This window comes from Phyllobacterium sp. SYP-B3895 (assembly GCF_009647635.1).
Lineage (GTDB): Bacteria > Pseudomonadota > Alphaproteobacteria > Rhizobiales > Rhizobiaceae > Phyllobacterium > Phyllobacterium pellucidum.
On record NZ_WJIG01000002.1, the window covers coordinates 197,740 to 213,804 of the forward strand.

The following is a 16,065-nucleotide window of genomic DNA, read 5'->3' on the forward strand; positions in this document are numbered from 1 at the left end:
GTGGTCGCATCCTTACCAAGGTTGTTCAACTCAAAGTGGCGTTTTGTCTCGTTTTGGTAGAACATCCTGTCACTACTTCGCCGAACAATCGGGGTGGGTACCTCGCGAGATTGCGGGATTATAGCAAATGGATCAAGGCTGGATGGCCACCCGACCGAATTGCAATTCATGGTCGGGGCCACCGAAGACGTTCGGGCCATCCGTGCCCCGTTTAAGGAACAGGTAACCACTTATAATAAGCTGCGTGGCCCCGATGACGACCGCTGCAAAGATGGCATTGCCAACCGCCTTTACAGCGAAGTTGAGGACATTTCCAAAAATCAAAAGCACAAAAAGCCACCAGCCGCTATGGCCGAGATCGTGCAGGCGTCGAACGTAGAGTGACGTTATCGCGACAATCATGCTGATGCTTATCAAGCAACCTGCTCCTAGTACTATGACAATCACTAAGGCCGGTGTCCCTGAAATCTCCTGCCCACCAAGCTTAAATCCAAGGGGGGTACAGACGATCAAAAACGCCAAGAACCAGACCAACTGTCGCCAGAAAAACGGCCAGCGCGAAATCCGGCCACTAAAACGAAACTGATCGACTAGGAATTCTTTCATTTCGGTAATTCCCCCAAAGTACCGTCCCCGTTACTTCGGGCAAAATGATTGCCTCAACGCAAAGTTGTCAACGCCGTGCGCGCGAACTTCACAAAGAATGTTTACGCCATTGTTCGCATGCGTTGTCTGCCTAGCATCTCGCTGCGAAATGTAGGTCCTTGGGGCGCACAACCGGCAGCGAAGGATTGAGAAATTATCAGTGCCGACCCATTCGGCTACTGCGGGTCGCACAGCGCGATTTAAGGAAGGGAGATGTGAAAAGGCTAACGTGAACAAAAATCGAACATTGGGTAGCACGGTACATTTGCAATAGAAGGATTTGAAGGCGTTATCTAATTCGGCCATGAATTAAAGAATGAGATACATATCATATTTTTGATTTATTTTATGTAATAAAATCGAGTACTTACAGGAGTTATGGCGGAAGAGGTGAGATTCGAACTCACGGTACGGTTCCCCGCACGACGGTTTTCAAGACCGTTGCCTTAAACCACTCGGCCACTCTTCCAGCCTCAGCAAGGCGAGCGAAACTATATAAAATTCGCCTCGAAGCATCGACGCGGCTTTTATAGCTCTTCGCGTTGCCGCGTCAACGGCTGCGCCGCATCTTTTGCCGTAGACTTGTCCCACAGCGTGCCTACAAAGTAGAGGAAGCGCAACGGTAGCATAGTAGGAAGCCGCAGATGTCAGAACTCAAGATTCGCACCAGGGCCGTCGGAGCCACGGCAGTGCTCAAGGGCAAGGAACTGCCGGTGGTAACGTCCGAGACGGGCGGCGAAATCAACATCGTCACCTCGGTCTCGCAGCCGGGGTTCAATCCCCTCGACCTGCTTTACGCGTCACTCTCGGCTTGCATTGCGCTCAGCGCGCGCATTGCGGCAAGCAAGCTCGGTGTCTCGGAAAAGCTTGCGGGAGTGCGTGTCCACGTCACCGGCGAAAAGGCGCATGACGAGCCATCCCGCGTTGCGTCGTTTAACATCGACATCGAGATCGATGGCGATCTCGACCCCGGCACGCGGCGGCAGATCGTCGAAAAAGCCGAGGAAATCTGCACCGTTTCCAATACGCTGCGTGGCGACGCGCAATTCGTAACAACCCTTCGCGACTGATCTTCAGGAGGCCGCGCTATCGCCGGTTGCGGCGTACCGCTCAAGCTCGGGATCTAGATCCACATTGACGACATTGGTGAAAATGGTCGTCGCAATCATGATCCCCGCAAAGGCGACGAGGTTGACGAGCGTGGCTTCATCATAGCTGGCCGCGAGCTTGTTCCACAATTCGTCCGCTATTGCATTGGAGTTTACGACGATGGCCCTTCCGAAATCGATCAGCGCTTCTTCTCGGGCCGTCGGCACCACGGCTTCCGGCTCCAGTCCGGACTCGATCAAGGCGCGGCGAAAAAAGGTGGCGGGAACGCGCGCCTGGCTCGCTTCGGAAATCGCCAGCGACAGGAGCCAGATTTCCCGGTCGCTCAAGGCCGGCCGCAGCAAATCGCGCAACGTGAACCACTCGGCATAGATGCGGTGGGCGACCGGAGAATGCAGCATGATGCGCTTCATGTTGGTCATCCGCCCGCGCAATTGCAGCTCACGGTCGTGTTCGGCGCGTGTTTCGGGCGAAGCGGCGGCATAGTCGATTGCAGATATGCGACTCATGGAAATATCCATATTTTTGATAGGCTTGCCGCACTATAGGGCCTGTTAATGGCCTATCAACCTATCAGTGGCAATTTCATATTGGTGCATCCCGGATGGGCGTCGGGGTTTGCGTCAACGTTCTGATCTGCTATCGATACATTACCATTCCTGGGGACGGTCCGCGCGGCCGGTGGTCAACATTGTCAAAAGCCAAAGCTTTTCAAGTTGTGGGGGTTGTTGCCGTGGGCGCTCTGATGACCGCCTGTGCTTCCCCTAAAGTGACAGTCGCACGCAAGCAGCACCCCAAGGAATATTTTGCCGAATCCGCCTATGGCGTGAAGGCGAGCCCGCGGGTCGTCACGGATCTGCGCCACATTCCGCGCGGTGGCGGCCGTAATCTCGTCGGCCAGCCCTACAAGGTTGCCGGCAAGTGGTACTATCCCAAGGAAGAGCGAGGCTATCGGCGCCAGGGCAAGGCATCCTGGTACGGCTCTGCGTTTCATGGCCGCCTGACCGCCAATGGCGAAATTTACGACACGACCCGGCTGACGGCGGCGCACCCGACAATGCCGCTGCCCAGCTATGCGCGCGTCACCAACCTTTCCAATGGCAGTTCTGTCATCGTCCGTGTCAATGATCGCGGACCCTATCATTCCGACCGCCTCATCGATCTTTCGCAGAAGGCCGCGATGGTGCTGGACTACCACGATACAGGTACCGCCAGCGTCAAGGTCGAGTATGTTGGCCGTGCACCGCTCGAAGGCAATGATGACAGCTTCCTCATGGCTTCATATCACGCGCCTGGTGTCGATCCTTACGGCCAGCCGGCATCCGGGGTGATGATCGCCATGAATGGCGGCACGCCCACGCGGCGCGCTCCAATGCCGATACCCGGCATGCAGCCGCAACAGCCTGCCGGCGTCCAAGTGGCCAGCCTTGGCAATCAGGCATTCTCGCTTGAGCAACAGGCGGCGCGGATCGACGGGGGCCAGCCACAGCCTGTGCCGATGGCGGCAGCCATGAACTTCAGTATCGATATCGACCCGGTCTTGCCCTTGGTCGGGCCCTATATCGACGACAAGCCGACGATCCTTATCGGCTCGCTGAAGGGCGGCAAGGCGGGATCGCCATTCGTCAGTTCCTATGCCAGTGAGCGTATTGAAAGCGCCAATGCGCCGATCGAGGCGACTGCAGGCATTCTCTCCTCGTCGGCGATTTCCTCTTCATGGAAGAGCATGAACGGGGCGATCGTCAGCAGACCATCCGGCGAATATGTCGAGATCGGCCTGTTTGCCAGCAAGAGCGCGGCCGGACGGATGGTCGCGGCCTTGTCGGCGTTCGGCAAAGTCGAGATGGCCGAAGTCGCCAGCCCTGAAGGGCGCAGGATAGAGCTCATTGCCCGTGCCGATTCCGGGAAGAATACCGACCGGTTGCTCAAGGCCGCCTGGGCGGCGGGGGCAGGCGATGCATTTGTCGTTCGCGATGACGGGAATTGATTGCCGACGCCTGGTCGTCGCGTTGAAAGCGCCCATCCGTTCTCTCGTTCTTGGCATTGCAGTGGTAATGCTCGCAGGCTTCGCTGCCGATGCGCAGGAGCAGCTTTTCGACACCAAGGCCAAGCAGGCCCTGATGGTCGAAGACCAGACCGGTACGGTGCTCTATTCCAAAATGCCGGAGACTCTTATCGAGCCTGCAGCGCTCGTCAAACTGATGACGATGGAAGTCGTATTCCACGAGTTGCAGGCGGGGAGGATCAACCTTTCGACGCAATATACGGTGAGCGAACACGCTTGGCGCACGGGTGGTGCACCATCGGGTGGGTCGACCATGTTCGCCAAGCTCAAATCGGCGGTCAGCGTTGGCGATCTCATACAGGGCGTTATCGTTCAGTCAGCCAATGATGGCTGCATTATCCTTGCCGAAGGCATTGCCGGCTCGGAGGAAAAATTTGCGGACATGATGAATGCACGGGCGAAGGAACTGGGGCTCAACAGTTCCACTTTCGTCAACTCCACGGGGTTGCCGGATCCGAAGCAGCGCGTTTCGCTGACGGACCTTGTCGCACTTGCCCGCCACATAAAGCGCAGCTATCCCGAATTCTATCATACCTATGCGCAGGACAATTTTACCTGGAACAATATCTTCCAGCGCAATCGCAACCCGCTGCTCCGCCTTGATATAGGTGCGGACGGCATGGGCACCGGCTACACCGAACAGTCGGGATACGGCATTGTCGGCGCCACGGAGCACGGCGACCGGCGTTATGTCGTTGCCTTGAGCGGGCTTGCCAGCGACAAGGAGCGGGCCGAAGAGGCAAAGCGCATCTTCGAGTGGGCGTATCAGGCGTTCGAGGAAATCGATATCTTTGCTGCGGGCGAAACGATCGGGGAAGCGAGTGTCTTTGGCGGCACGAAGTCCAGCGTAGCGCTGAAAGCAACCGAAAAAATCAGCCTGCTGGTTCCTGTTGCCAATCGCGACCGGCTGAAGGCGCATGTTGTCTACAAGGGACCGCTTGTGGCGCCCATAAAGACGGGGGAAGAGGCAGGCGTGTTACGCATCTGGATTGGCGACGAGCTTGTCCAGGAAACGCCCGTCTTTACGGCTGAGGCCGTAGAGACCGGCGATCTGAAGAAGCGCAGCATTGATGCGATGCTGGAGCTGACGACGGGCTGGACGAGGCAACTCAAGTTCTGAACACGCCTCGACCTTTTAATTTGCGGGCGCTAGAACCATCTTTAATATGACTCTGCATCGAAAGACGGCGGCGGCGTGCAAGGACTATTCATTACATTCGAAGGCGGCGAGGGCGCTGGCAAATCAACCCAGATTGCGCGGCTTGCCGAACATCTACGCGCTAGCGGCGATGACGTGCTGGCGACGCGCGAGCCCGGCGGCTCACCCGGCGCCGAGGCACTGCGTCACGTCATCTTGAGCGGTGCGGCGGAGCCATTCGGGCCGGCGATGGAAGCGCTGCTTTTCGCTGCTGCCCGCAATGATCATGTGGAGCAGGTCATGCGTCCGGCGCTCCGGTCGGGCCGGATGGTGCTCTGCGACCGCTATATCGATTCGAGCCGGGTCTATCAGGGTGTGACGGGCGACCTCGACCCTGATCTCATGCGCGCCATCGAGAAGGTGGCAATCAACGGGCTGGTGCCAGATCTTACGATCATTCTCGACCTGCCGGCGGAGATCGGTCTCCAGCGCGCCAACGACCGACGCGGCGAGGGCACTGCCGACCGCTTCGAGAAGGAAACGGTCGAAATGCATGCCAAGCGGCGCGATGCCTATCTCGCAATTGCCGAGGCCGAACCCGAGCGCTGCAAGGTGCTCGCCGGCGACCGGCCGGCAGGCGAGATCGCTCGCCAGATCGCCGAGCTGGTCGACGACCTCAAGGTAAGCCGTGGCATGAAAGCTGTTCGAACTGCCGAGGTCGCGCGATGACCGACGCTATCCTCGACGTTCCAGCTACCCATGACACAATCGACGGTGTCCCGTCGCCGTCGGCCAATCCTGCCCTGTTCGGACATAAGGGGATTAGATCGTTTCTGGCACAGGCCTATCAATCCGGCCACATGCACCACGCTCTTCTCCTCGAGGGGCCGCAGGGCGTCGGCAAGGCAACGCTTGCCTTCCATCTTGCCGGGCACATGCTCAGCCACCCGCAAGCTCACGATGCGCCGCCGGCACTTGCCGTGCCGGACTTCACGGTTGCACCCTACCGGCAGATTGCGAGCGGCACGCACCTTGCGCTCCTGCACATCACGCGGCCGGTCGATGCCAAGACGGGCAAGTTCAAGACCGGCATCACAATCGACGAGATCAGAAGGGTCACGCATTTCCTCAACCGGACATCGCATGACGGTTCCTGGCGCATTGTCATCGTCGATCCCGCAGACGACATGAATCGCAATGCCGCCAATGCCTTGTTGAAAACGCTTGAAGAGCCGCCGCAGCGCACGCTCTTCGTTCTGATATCGCATTCATCCGGCAGTCTCCTGCCGACGATCCGATCACGCTGCCAGTCGCTGCGATTTGAGCCGCTGGAGCGGAACGATCTGATATCGGCGCTAAGCGCAATCAAGCTCGATTCCGCGCAAACCGGCGATATCGAGGCGCTCGTCGCGCAAGCCGATGGCAGCGTGCGCAAGGCGGCGTTGCTTCTGGCGTTCGGCGGCCTTGAAATTGCGGAGGCCGTGGAAGGCGTTCTCGCCAAGGCAGTATTCGATGTGCCAAAGGCGCATACGCTGGCCTCGGCGCTATCGGCCCGCGAAGCTGAAATCCAATACGATCTCTTTCTGGAAGGTCTCTTCGACCGGATCGCGCTCAAGGCACGTCTGGCGGCAGAGCAGGGCGAGACCGCACGGGCGAGCCGGTGGTCCAACCTTTGGAACGAGATGCAGAACGAGGCGAGGGATGCCGCCGCCTACAATCTCGACCGCAAGCAGACTGTGCTGATCTTCCTCGAGCGAATGCATCGCGCTCTTGCAGACGCCAGATAGGGCTTCGGTGGTCTGGCAATCGCGGCGGACATGAGTTATGTCAAAGCCTCCCAAGCTTCCGAGACAAAGACGAAAATCAGGTCAGCATGAGCCGCGAAAAATTCTATATAACCACTGCCATTTCCTACCCGAACGGGAGCCCGCATATCGGCCATGCCTATGAGCTGATTGCGACGGACGCGATTGCCCGTTTCAATCGCCACGATGGCAAGGATGTTCTCTTCCTCAGCGGCACCGACGAACATGGCATCAAGATGCTGCAGACGGCACGCAAGGAGGGGATTTCCCCGCGTGAATTGGCCGATAGAAATGCAAAGCTTTTCCGTGACATGGGAACGCTTCTCAATGCTTCCTATGATGATTTTATTCGCACCACCGAGGAGCGGCACTACGCTTCATCGCAGGCTATCTGGAAGAAGATGGTAGACGCGGGGGACATCTACAAGGATTCTTATGCTGGCTGGTATTCCGTGCGCGACGAGGCCTATTATCAGGAGGAAGAGACGGAAGTGCGTGCGGACGATGTGCGCTATGGCCCGCAGGGAACGCCTGTCGAGTGGCTGGAGGAAGAGAGTTATTTCTTCCGCCTGTCCGCCTATCAAGATCGCCTGCTTCAGCTCTACGCCGACAATCCTGGTTTTATCGGACCGGAGGAACGCCGCAACGAGGTGATTTCCTTCGTCAAGTCGGGATTGAAGGACCTGTCGGTCTCGCGCACCACCTTCGATTGGGGAATCCCGGTTCCCGGCGACGAAAAGCACGTCATGTATGTGTGGGTCGATGCACTCACCAATTACATTACTGCGGCCGGCTACCCGGATACGAATGCCGAGCGCTGGCGCTATTGGCCGGCAGACGTTCACGTCATCGGCAAGGACATCATTCGTTTCCACGCCGTCTACTGGCCGGCGTTTCTGCTTTCTGCCAGGATCGAGCTGCCGAAACGGGTCTATGGACACGGCTTCGTCTTCAACCGCGGCGAGAAGATGTCGAAATCGGTCGGCAATGTCATCGATCCGATCTCGCTCGTCGAACATTATGGGCTCGACCAGCTGCGCTATTTCCTTTTGCGCGAAATCCCGTTCGGGCAGGACGGCAATTACAGCCATGAAGCAATCGTCAACCGGACCAATGCCGACCTTGCCAACGATCTCGGCAATCTCGCGCAGCGTTCGCTGTCGATGATCGCGAAGAATTGCGGCGCCAAGGTGCCGCAGCCCGGTGCGTTCAACGACGCGGATCAGGCGATCCTGAACCAGGCTTTGACAGCGCTCGACACGGCGCGAAAGGCAGTGTCTACGCAGGCGCTGCATCTCGCGCTTGGCGCAATCTTCGCTGTCGTGGCTGAGGCAAACCGCTACTTTGCCGGGCAGGAGCCATGGGCGCTCAAGAAGACCGATCCAGCGCGCATGGAAACAGTTCTGTATGTGACAGCTGAAGTCATCCGGCGCGTCGGCATTCTGTGTCTGCCGTTCATTCCAGGGTCCGCAGCGAAGTTGCTCGACATCCTGGCGATCCCGGCCGACAAGCGCAACTTCGCCGATCTGACTGGCGGCGAGCTCGTTGCGGGAGCTGACTTGCCGGCACCGCAGCCGATCTTTCCGCGCTACGTCGAAGCCGACAAAGAAGCCTGAGCGGACAGCGCATGACGATGCTTGTCGACAGTCACTGCCATCTCGACTTTGCCGATTTCGAGGAAGAACGGAATGCCATCGTCCAGCGGGCGCTTGATCACGGTATCAAGCGCCTGGTGACGATCGGCACGCGTGTCCGGCGCTTCGACACGATCCTTGCCATCGCCGAACGCTATGACAGCGTCTATGCTTCGGTTGGCACGCATCCGAACAATGCGCATGAGGAACTCGACGTAACAGCCGACGAGCTGATCCGCCTGGCAGAGCATCGGAAGGTGGTGGCGATCGGCGAAGCGGGGCTCGACTACCACTATGACTATGCGCCACCGCAAGCGCAGGCGCAGGGACTGCGCACGCACATTCAAGCGGCGCGCGTCACACAGCTTCCACTGGTCATCCACGCGCGCAACGCCGATGAGGATATGATTTCGATCCTCAAGGAAGAATCGGGGAAGGGGACCTTCCCTTTCATCCTGCACTGCTTTTCCTCTGGCGCAGAACTTGCCAGGGTTGGTGTGGATCTTGGCGGTTACGTTTCCTTCTCAGGCATACTTACCTTCAAGAATTCGCCCGAGATACGTGACATAGCCCGTAATGTCCCGCGTGATCGCCTGCTGGTTGAGACCGACGCGCCCTATCTTGCGCCAGTGCCGCATCGCGGCAAGCGCAACGAGCCGAGTTTCGTGCGCCACACAGCAGCTGTCCTTGCGGATACCATCAGCGTAAGCGAGGAAGAGATCGCCCGCCTGACGACTGAAAACGTGTTCCGGCTCTTCACCAAGATGCCAAGGCCCGCCGATGCCTGACCGCTTGCGCTTCACGATTCTCGGCTGCGGCTCTTCGCCGGGCGTGCCGCGCATCAATGGCGACTGGGGCAAATGCGATCCGGGCAATCCGAAGAACCATCGCCGCCGCGCCTCGATGCTGGTCGAGCGCATTGCCGAGCATGGTGGTGTCACCACCGTTATCATCGACACCGGCCCGGATTTCCGCTCGCAGATGATCGATTTCGGTTCGGGCAAGCTCGACGCTGTCGTTTACACACATCCTCACGCGGACCATATTCACGGGCTTGACGACCTGCGCACCTTTGTCATCGATCGCCGCGATCTCTTCGATATCTATGCGGACGCGCCAACCCTGAAGAGGCTCTATGACGCCTTCGGATATTGCTTCAAGACACCCGAAGGATCGAGCTATCCGCCGATATTGCGGCCGCACGAGATTATCCATGACGAGAGTTTCGCGATCGAAGGCGCGGGCGGACCGATACGCTTCCTGCCATTGCCGCAGATCCATGGAGACATTGTTTCGCTCGGCTTTCGCATTGCCGAAATTGCCTATTGCTCCGACGTGAGCGCCTTTCCTGCGGCGACGGCCTCTGCCTTGGCTGGCCTCGATACGCTGGTGATAGACGCGCTGCAGTACCGCCCGCATCCAAGCCATTTTTCCTTAGAAGAATCAATTGAATGGATCGATAAGCTCAAGCCGCGTCGAGCAATCCTGACCCACATGCACGTGCCGCTCGACTACGAGACGGTCATGCGCGAAACGCCCGATCATGTCGAACCCGCGTTCGATGGACTGACATTCGAGGTCAACCTATGAGCAAGAGCGTCGAACGTGTTCGCCAGGCAGCCCATGCCGCCGGCTTCGATATCGAGATTCGCGAGATGCCGGATTCGACCCATACGGCCGAAGACGCGGCTGTGCAATGCGGCGTGACCGTCGGTCAGATCGTCAAGTCGCTCATCTTTGAAGGCGCTGAGAGCGCGAAGCTGTATCTGTTTCTGGTGTCCGGTCCGCGGCAACTCGATCTCGGCAAGGCCGCACGTTTGACTGGCGAAGCATTGCACCGTGCTGATCCAAAGCACGTGCGCAAGGAAACCGGCTTTGCCATTGGCGGCGTTGCGCCCATTGGCCACCTCATCGACATAGCGGCTTATGCCGACGAGCATTTGATGCAGTACGATGTTGTCTGGGCGGCGGCAGGCGGCACCAATTTTGTGTTTCCCAGCGATCCCAAGGCTTTGGTAAGGGCTGCAAAGGCCCAAATTGCGGATATTGCTAGCTGACTATATCTATATGTTAGTTCCATAATCTATCTTATGTGACTTTTATACTTAGGACGGCACATTCTATTTTCAATTGCGACACGTACAAAAACCCTCCTCTTTTTCAGAGGATGCAGTGCCCCGCAATTCAAGGCATATGAAGTCCGGAGAAAAGTACTGAAGATGAAAAGCGATCGTGAACTACAGTCTGCCCAGAAGTTCGATAGCTCGCGAGCGGATGAATATGAAACCCAGAGCCGTATAGCCCTGGCTGGCTATGAGGCATGCCATGAACTTGCCGCCTGCATGTTGGCTGCAGCACTCGGACCTGGAGGCAACCGACGCATTCTCATCGTGGGCGTGGGTGGCACTGCTCAGGAAATAACCGCAGTTTCCAGAATCGAACCCACCTGGCGGTTCGTTGGCATTGACCCTTCGGAACCGATGCTTGCGCGCACTGCACAGCGCCTTGAGGAGCAAGGCCTAAGCGACAGAGCCGAACTGCATCTGGGCACATTGGACGGGCTGTCGACAGATGCAACGTTTGATGCCGCCATGATGCTCGGGGTGTTGCATCACCTGCCCGGTGATGACGCAAAGAACGCCATACTGAAGGATATCGCAAATCGGATCGCGCCGGGTGCGCCTCTAATCCTTGCGTGCAACCGCTATGTTTATGCCAAGAAACCGCACTTGCTTGCCGCATGGGGAGAACGCTGGCGGATGCACGGTGCGACCAGCGAGGACGTCAAGGTGAAGCTTGGCAAGATCCTGCAGGGCGCCGACCCACCTGCATCGGAAGATGACGTGTTCAACCTGCTTGCTAATGCGGGTTTTGAACGACCGGAAGGATTCTTTTCAAGCTTGTTTTGGGGTGCGTGGATCGCCTGGCGAAAAGCGCTTTAGAATGTGGTCGTCACCTACGAAATCACCTTTTGCGGCCCCGCTCTCTCTGCGACGTAGACTTCGGTGCGTCCTTATCCAGATGTTGTGGACAAAATTCGCTTGCGATCCAATCCGTCATGTTCGGCAGCACTGACGTGGCCTATGCTCTGTCCATGAAACCATCACGCGATATCTCCCGCCTCCTCGATATCATGCAGGCCCTGCGCACGCCCGTCACCGGCTGCCCCTGGGATCTTGAGCAGGATTTCAAATCGATCGCGCCCTATACGCTCGAAGAAGCTTTCGAGGTGATCGATGCCATCGAACGCGACGATATCGACGATCTGCGCGAGGAACTCGGCGATCTTCTACTGCAGGTTGTCTTCCATGCCCGCATGGCCGAGGAAATGCAGGCATTCGATTTCGGCGACGTGGTTCAGGCGATCACGCACAAGATGATCCGGCGGCATCCGCATGTGTTCGGCGAGGAAGCGGCGCGTGGCGCCGGCATGGCCAAGGGCATGTGGGACAAGATAAAGGCCGAGGAAAAGGCGGAGCGGCGCGAGCGCCGCGCGGCTCTCAATCTTAGCCTTGCCGAAAAGGAGGGTTTTCTCGACGATATTCCGCACGGCTTCCCCGCGCTGATGCGTGCGCTGAAGCTGCAGCAGCGCGCCGCGAAGGTCGGTTTTGACTGGTCGGAAGCGGCGCCCATCCTTGACAAGATCGAAGAGGAAATCGGCGAGCTGAAGCAAGCGATCGCCAGCGGCGAGCATAAGGATACCGAGGAGGAATACGGCGATCTTCTCTTTGCCATCGTCAATCTCGGCCGCCATCTCAAACTCGAGCCGGAGAGCGCGTTGCGCGGGACGAACGAGAAGTTTCGCAAACGCTTTCACTACATTGAGCGCAAGCTCGCCGAACAGGATCAATCGCTTGGCGCGGCTACGCTCGAAGAGATGGAAGCGCTATGGCAGCAGGCAAAGAGCGAAAAGTAAGCGCCCTACCGCGCATTGCGGCCAAGCTTTTCCTCGAGCATCTCGTTTGAGGCCACCGTCATGTCCATTGTCAGCGCGATCGATCCGTCGTCGAGGTCCTTGCGCTTTACATTGCTCGAATGCTGGTAAATCCAGTCCATCAGGCGCATCTGGTCATGCTTCAGCGTGACTTTGACCCGGGAAAGCGTCCCGGAGATGCGGCCCTCGATCTCCTGTAGCAGGGCGTCCACGCCCTCGCCTGTGATCGCCGAAATCGGGATCGGATGCTCGCTTCCGGAAACCGCGGCGCTCTGGCGCAATGCTGTCTCGCGGCCAGCCTCATCAAGGAGATCGATCTTGTTCCAAACCTCGATGATGCGCTTGGAGTCGCCGCGTTCAATGCCAAGACTTTCCATGATCGCATGAACGTCTTCAGCCTGAGCGGCGGTGTCGGGGTCGGAGATGTCACGCACATGCAGGATAAGGTCCGCCTCCACTACCTCTTCGAGCGTGGCGCGGAAGGCGGCTACCAGATGTGTCGGCAGGTTCGAGATGAAACCTACCGTATCGGAAAGGATGATCGTCTCGCCGTGTTCGAGGCGGATGCGGCGCAGCGTTGGATCGAGCGTGGCGAAGAGCATGTCCTCGGCGACGACCCCTGCTCCGGTGAGCCGGTTGAACAAGGTCGATTTGCCTGCATTGGTATAGCCGACTAGCGCCACGACCGGATGCGGCACCTTCTTGCGTTTGGCACGGTGCAACGTGCGCGTGCGGACAACGGTTTCGAGTTCACGCTTGATGCGCAGGATCTTTTCCTGCAAGGCACGCCTGTCGGCCTCGATCTGGGTTTCACCGGGACCGCCGAGAAAGCCGCCGCCACCGCGCTGGCGTTCCAAGTGGGTCCAACTGCGCACGAGCCGGCCCTTCTGGTAGGTCAGATGCGCAAGTTCGACCTGCAGCGCGCCCTCCTTCGTCTGCGCCCGGCGCCCGAAGATTTCGAGGATGAGCCCGGTCCGGTCGAGGACCTTGGCATTCCATGCCTTTTCGAGATTGCGTTGTTGTACAGGCGTCAAAGGATGATCGACGATGACGAGTTCCGCATGGGATGCTTCCACGAGTTCGCCGATCGATTCCACCCTGCCCGTTCCGAGCAAGGTCGCCGGTCGCGGGTTGGGAACCTGGACGATATCGGAATGGACGATGTCGAGATCGATGGCGCGCGCTAGTCCCTCAGCCTCTTCGAGACGGGCTTCGTCGCTGCGCTGGAATTCATGCTGGAAACTGCTGTGATTGCCCGCATCCTTGCCGCCATCGGCAAAGCGCTGCGGAAGGATCGGCACGATCACGATAGCGCGCGTTAGTTCCCTGGCCGTTTCACCGTTGTTGGTAATCGGGCTGGACTTCTTTGCGTTACGCCGGGTTTCTTTGGTCAAATTGGTTTCAGTCGCTCTCTTCAACTTCGAACATTTGCACGGGCTGGCTCGGCATTATGGTCGAGATCGCATGTTTGTAGACGAGCTGCGAATGGCCGTCGCGGCGTAAAAGCACGCAGAAGTTGTCAAAAGAAGTGACAATACCGGTCAGTTTCACGCCATTGATGAGGAAAATTGTCAGAGAAATCTTTTGTTTTCTGACTGAATTCAGAAAAAGATCCTGAAGATTCTGCGATCGTTCAGCCATTGTTCTTGTCCTTTTATGCGATCAGCAAAGCGTCTCATACAACATTCGGCAGCAGGAGTGGAAATGAATCGACTCCTACGGGAGGTGAAAAAGTGCGTCTGTTAGTCCCCTCACTCTCCGGTTAACAGGCTGGCGTTCTTTCCGCAACGTCAAAAAACGCTTCCCGTAAGGAAAGTGTAGTCTCTCCAGGATGGCCATTTGCCACCGATTCGCCGTCAATCGCAACGATTGGCATGATAACAGTGGTCGCAGCCGTCATGAAAACCTCCTTGGCTTTCTTGGCTTCGTCCACTGAAAACCCCCGCTCCTCGATCTTCAGCCCCAGCTTTTTCGCCACATCAAAGATGGTTGTGCGGGTAATGCCACGCAAGATGCCATTTTCGGCCGGCCGGGTCACAAGCGTACCGTCCTTGGTGACAATCCAGGCATTGGTTGCCGCGCCCTCCTTGACCGTACCGTCGGGATCGATGAACCAGGCTTCCTGGGCACCCTCCTCCTTCGCCTGTTGGCGCGCAAGCACGTTGGGCAATAGACCGATCGACTTGATGTCCACGCGCTCCCAGCGATTTTCGGGCACGGTTATCACCTTGATTCCCTTGGCCGCCCGCGCCGCCGAGGCTTTAGGATCGGTGCGCTTTGCGGTGACGACGATGGATGAAGGCGTGCCGGCAGCGGGAAACACATGATCGCGTCTGGCGACGCCGCGCGTGACCTGGAGGTAGACGAGCCCGTTATAAACGCGGTTGCGCCTTACCACCTCCTTGATCACGACGATCAGCGCCTTGCGGTCCATCGGCCAGGCGATGCGCAGTTCCGAGAGCGAACGATTGAGGCGATCGAGATGGCGGGTCATGTCCATGATATTGCCGCGCGCAATCTCGCAGACTTCATAGACGCCGTCAGCGAACTGATAACCGCGGTCCTCGATATGAATTCCCGCTTCCGAATGCTGGACATACTGGCCATTGACATAGGCAATGCGTGACATCTGCTTGCAACCTCAACCGAACGTGCCGAAGACGATGCGCATCGGGTTGGGCAGGTCGACCCGCTTGCCGGTATCGGAAAGCGCACCCGTCGCAACATCGCGCTGGAAGATGGCGATGCCCCCGCCCTTCTGGTTGGCGACAAGCATGAACGCACCGCTCGGATCGATCGTAAAGTTGCGCGGGCCGATACCCTGCGACGGCGTCCAGCCGATCAGCGACAGCTCTCCGGAAGGTGCAACGGCATAACTGACGATGCTGTTGTGGCCGCGATTGGATCCGTACAGGAACTTGCCATCGCTGCTGATCGCAATTTCCGCACAGGTGTTCGTATCGGTGAAATCGTCCGGGAGGCTAGGCAGCGTCTGAAGGATCGAAAGCTCGCCATCGGTTGGATCGTAGTCCAATGCGCTGACGGTGCAGTTCAGCTCGTTGATCACGTATGCAACCTTGCCGTTTGGATGAAACGTCAGATGGCGCGGGCCCGCACCGTCCGGGAACTGAACGAACGGCGCCGAGGCGAGTGTCATCGCCTCGCCTATCTTCGGCAGATTATAGGCGACGATCCGATCGAGGCCGAGATCGCAGACGAAGACGTACCGGTTGTCAGGGCTTGCCACGGCACAATGGCCATGCTGGCGCTTGTCGGTGGCAATGATGGCGTGCTTGCCCTCGTGTGCAGCGGCGGCAAAGGCCGGCTCCAGCCCACCGTCTTCCCGCAGGGCGAAGGCCGCGACCGCATTGCCGGGTTGCTCGCCAAGATTGGCCACAGTGTAGTTGGAGGCAAAGATGGTCTCCCCCTGCTGATCGAAGCCGAGATGGCACGTCGTGTTGCCGAGCGTCGGCTGCATGTTGATGTAGGAAAGTGCTCCCGTCTCAGGGTCGATATCGAAGGCGACGGCCATGTTCTCGTTCCAGGCGGGGATCTCGACGGCGGCGTAGAGACGCTTGCGCTTCTCGTCGATGGCCAGATAGCCCGGATTGTCGATGGCGAGATATTCGCTGGCGAGGGTCAGTTCTCCAGTCGCGCTGTCAAAGCGATAGACGCTGATCCCGGTGCCCTGGCCGTTGCGATTTTGCGTTCCGACGAATGCGAATGTGTTTGGCATG

Annotated in this window: 17 protein-coding genes and 1 tRNA gene; 11 read left to right on the plus strand and 7 right to left on the minus strand. The window is 58.2% G+C overall.

Annotated elements, in window-relative coordinates:
* Positions 1–132: 132 nt before the first annotated feature.
* Positions 133–606 carry a DUF805 domain-containing protein gene (locus tag GF108_RS07380; RefSeq protein ID WP_153667470.1) on the minus strand — a complete coding sequence of 158 codons (474 nt, stop codon included), beginning with the start codon at positions 604–606 and terminating at the stop codon, positions 133–135.
* 418 nt (positions 607–1,024) lie between these two features.
* A tRNA-Ser gene (locus GF108_RS07385) sits at positions 1,025–1,114 on the minus strand.
* Positions 1,115–1,289: 175 nt separating this feature from the next.
* On the opposite strand from GF108_RS07385, the gene GF108_RS07390 reads away from it, so the two are divergent.
* Positions 1,290–1,715 (plus strand): OsmC family protein, encoded by a 426-nt coding sequence (locus GF108_RS07390; RefSeq protein ID WP_153667471.1) that lies wholly within the window; start codon positions 1,290–1,292, stop codon positions 1,713–1,715.
* A 3-nt stretch (positions 1,716–1,718) separates the two neighbouring features.
* Here GF108_RS07390 and GF108_RS07395 read toward each other — a convergent pair whose 3' ends face one another.
* Complete coding sequence (locus GF108_RS07395) at positions 1,719–2,261, minus strand: hypothetical protein (protein WP_153667472.1); 543 nt, start codon at positions 2,259–2,261, stop codon at positions 1,719–1,721.
* Between the two features lie 236 nt (positions 2,262–2,497).
* Between GF108_RS07395 and GF108_RS22625 the strand changes: the two genes are divergently transcribed.
* From GF108_RS22625 to mazG, 10 genes are all read left to right on the plus strand, one after another.
* A complete protein-coding gene (locus GF108_RS22625) occupies positions 2,498–3,739 on the plus strand; it encodes a septal ring lytic transglycosylase RlpA family protein (protein WP_153667473.1) in 1,242 nt (413 codons plus the stop codon).
* Positions 3,708–4,937, plus strand: coding sequence for a D-alanyl-D-alanine carboxypeptidase family protein (locus GF108_RS07405; RefSeq protein WP_246663890.1), 1,230 nt, complete (start codon positions 3,708–3,710; stop codon positions 4,935–4,937). Before GF108_RS22625 ends, GF108_RS07405 begins: the two co-directional genes overlap by 32 nt.
* A 75-nt stretch (positions 4,938–5,012) precedes the next feature.
* Positions 5,013–5,684: a dTMP kinase gene (tmk, locus tag GF108_RS07410; RefSeq protein ID WP_370462106.1), complete on the plus strand. Its 672-nt coding sequence runs from the start codon at positions 5,013–5,015 to the stop codon at positions 5,682–5,684.
* Positions 5,681–6,742, plus strand: coding sequence for a DNA polymerase III subunit delta' (locus tag GF108_RS07415; RefSeq protein ID WP_153667474.1), 1,062 nt, complete (start codon positions 5,681–5,683; stop codon positions 6,740–6,742). Before tmk ends, GF108_RS07415 begins: the two co-directional genes overlap by 4 nt.
* Before the next feature lie 86 nt (positions 6,743–6,828).
* Entirely contained in the window at positions 6,829–8,376 is a 1,548-nt protein-coding gene (metG, locus tag GF108_RS07420; protein WP_153667475.1) for a methionine--tRNA ligase, read from the plus strand.
* Between the two features lie 17 nt (positions 8,377–8,393).
* Positions 8,394–9,182: a TatD family hydrolase gene (locus GF108_RS07425; protein ID WP_153668210.1), complete on the plus strand. Its 789-nt coding sequence runs from the start codon at positions 8,394–8,396 to the stop codon at positions 9,180–9,182.
* Positions 9,175–9,984 (plus strand): MBL fold metallo-hydrolase, encoded by an 810-nt coding sequence (locus GF108_RS07430; protein ID WP_153667476.1) that lies wholly within the window; start codon positions 9,175–9,177, stop codon positions 9,982–9,984. Before GF108_RS07425 ends, GF108_RS07430 begins: the two co-directional genes overlap by 8 nt.
* Positions 9,981–10,451 (plus strand): YbaK/EbsC family protein, encoded by a 471-nt coding sequence (locus GF108_RS07435; protein ID WP_153667477.1) that lies wholly within the window; start codon positions 9,981–9,983, stop codon positions 10,449–10,451. The genes GF108_RS07430 and GF108_RS07435 overlap by 4 nt, the downstream gene beginning before the upstream one ends.
* A 162-nt stretch (positions 10,452–10,613) precedes the next feature.
* A complete protein-coding gene (locus GF108_RS07440; protein WP_153667478.1) occupies positions 10,614–11,336 on the plus strand; it encodes a class I SAM-dependent methyltransferase in 723 nt (240 codons plus the stop codon).
* Between the two features lie 152 nt (positions 11,337–11,488).
* Positions 11,489–12,310 (plus strand): nucleoside triphosphate pyrophosphohydrolase, encoded by an 822-nt coding sequence (mazG, locus tag GF108_RS07445; protein WP_027233291.1) that lies wholly within the window; start codon positions 11,489–11,491, stop codon positions 12,308–12,310.
* 5 nt (positions 12,311–12,315) lie between these two features.
* Here the strand turns inward: mazG and hflX are convergent, their stop codons facing one another.
* From hflX to GF108_RS07465, 4 genes are all read right to left on the minus strand, one after another.
* Positions 12,316–13,680, minus strand: a complete 1,365-nt coding sequence (gene hflX, locus GF108_RS07450) for a GTPase HflX (RefSeq protein WP_370462146.1) — start codon at positions 13,678–13,680, stop codon at positions 12,316–12,318.
* Positions 13,681–13,729: 49 nt separating this feature from the next.
* Positions 13,730–13,969: an RNA chaperone Hfq gene (hfq, locus tag GF108_RS07455; protein WP_008129219.1), complete on the minus strand. Its 240-nt coding sequence runs from the start codon at positions 13,967–13,969 to the stop codon at positions 13,730–13,732.
* Positions 13,970–14,090: 121 nt separating this feature from the next.
* Positions 14,091–14,957 carry a D-amino-acid transaminase gene (locus GF108_RS07460; protein WP_153667480.1) on the minus strand — a complete coding sequence of 289 codons (867 nt, stop codon included), beginning with the start codon at positions 14,955–14,957 and terminating at the stop codon, positions 14,091–14,093.
* A 12-nt stretch (positions 14,958–14,969) separates the two neighbouring features.
* A complete protein-coding gene (locus GF108_RS07465) occupies positions 14,970–16,064 on the minus strand; it encodes a lactonase family protein (RefSeq protein ID WP_153667481.1) in 1,095 nt (364 codons plus the stop codon).
* Between the last annotated feature and the right edge of the window lies 1 nt (position 16,065).

Coding starts and splice junctions, on each gene's coding strand:
- GF108_RS07380 (WP_153667470.1), bottom strand. CDS start 606: ATGAAAGAATTCCTAGTCGATCAGTTTCGTTTTAGTGGCCGGATTTCG.
- GF108_RS07390 (WP_153667471.1), top strand. CDS start 1,290: ATGTCAGAACTCAAGATTCGCACCAGGGCCGTCGGAGCCACGGCAGTG.
- GF108_RS07395 (WP_153667472.1), bottom strand. CDS start 2,261: ATGAGTCGCATATCTGCAATCGACTATGCCGCCGCTTCGCCCGAAACA.
- GF108_RS22625 (WP_153667473.1), top strand. CDS start 2,498: ATGACCGCCTGTGCTTCCCCTAAAGTGACAGTCGCACGCAAGCAGCAC.
- GF108_RS07405 (WP_246663890.1), top strand. CDS start 3,708: ATGCATTTGTCGTTCGCGATGACGGGAATTGATTGCCGACGCCTGGTC.
- GF108_RS07415 (WP_153667474.1), top strand. CDS start 5,681: ATGACCGACGCTATCCTCGACGTTCCAGCTACCCATGACACAATCGAC.
- metG (WP_153667475.1), top strand. CDS start 6,829: ATGAGCCGCGAAAAATTCTATATAACCACTGCCATTTCCTACCCGAAC.
- GF108_RS07425 (WP_153668210.1), top strand. CDS start 8,394: ATGCTTGTCGACAGTCACTGCCATCTCGACTTTGCCGATTTCGAGGAA.
- GF108_RS07430 (WP_153667476.1), top strand. CDS start 9,175: ATGCCTGACCGCTTGCGCTTCACGATTCTCGGCTGCGGCTCTTCGCCG.
- GF108_RS07435 (WP_153667477.1), top strand. CDS start 9,981: ATGAGCAAGAGCGTCGAACGTGTTCGCCAGGCAGCCCATGCCGCCGGC.
- GF108_RS07440 (WP_153667478.1), top strand. CDS start 10,614: ATGAAAAGCGATCGTGAACTACAGTCTGCCCAGAAGTTCGATAGCTCG.
- mazG (WP_027233291.1), top strand. CDS start 11,489: ATGAAACCATCACGCGATATCTCCCGCCTCCTCGATATCATGCAGGCC.
- hfq (WP_008129219.1), bottom strand. CDS start 13,969: ATGGCTGAACGATCGCAGAATCTTCAGGATCTTTTTCTGAATTCAGTC.
- GF108_RS07460 (WP_153667480.1), bottom strand. CDS start 14,957: ATGTCACGCATTGCCTATGTCAATGGCCAGTATGTCCAGCATTCGGAA.
- GF108_RS07465 (WP_153667481.1), bottom strand. CDS start 16,064: ATGCCAAACACATTCGCATTCGTCGGAACGCAAAATCGCAACGGCCAG.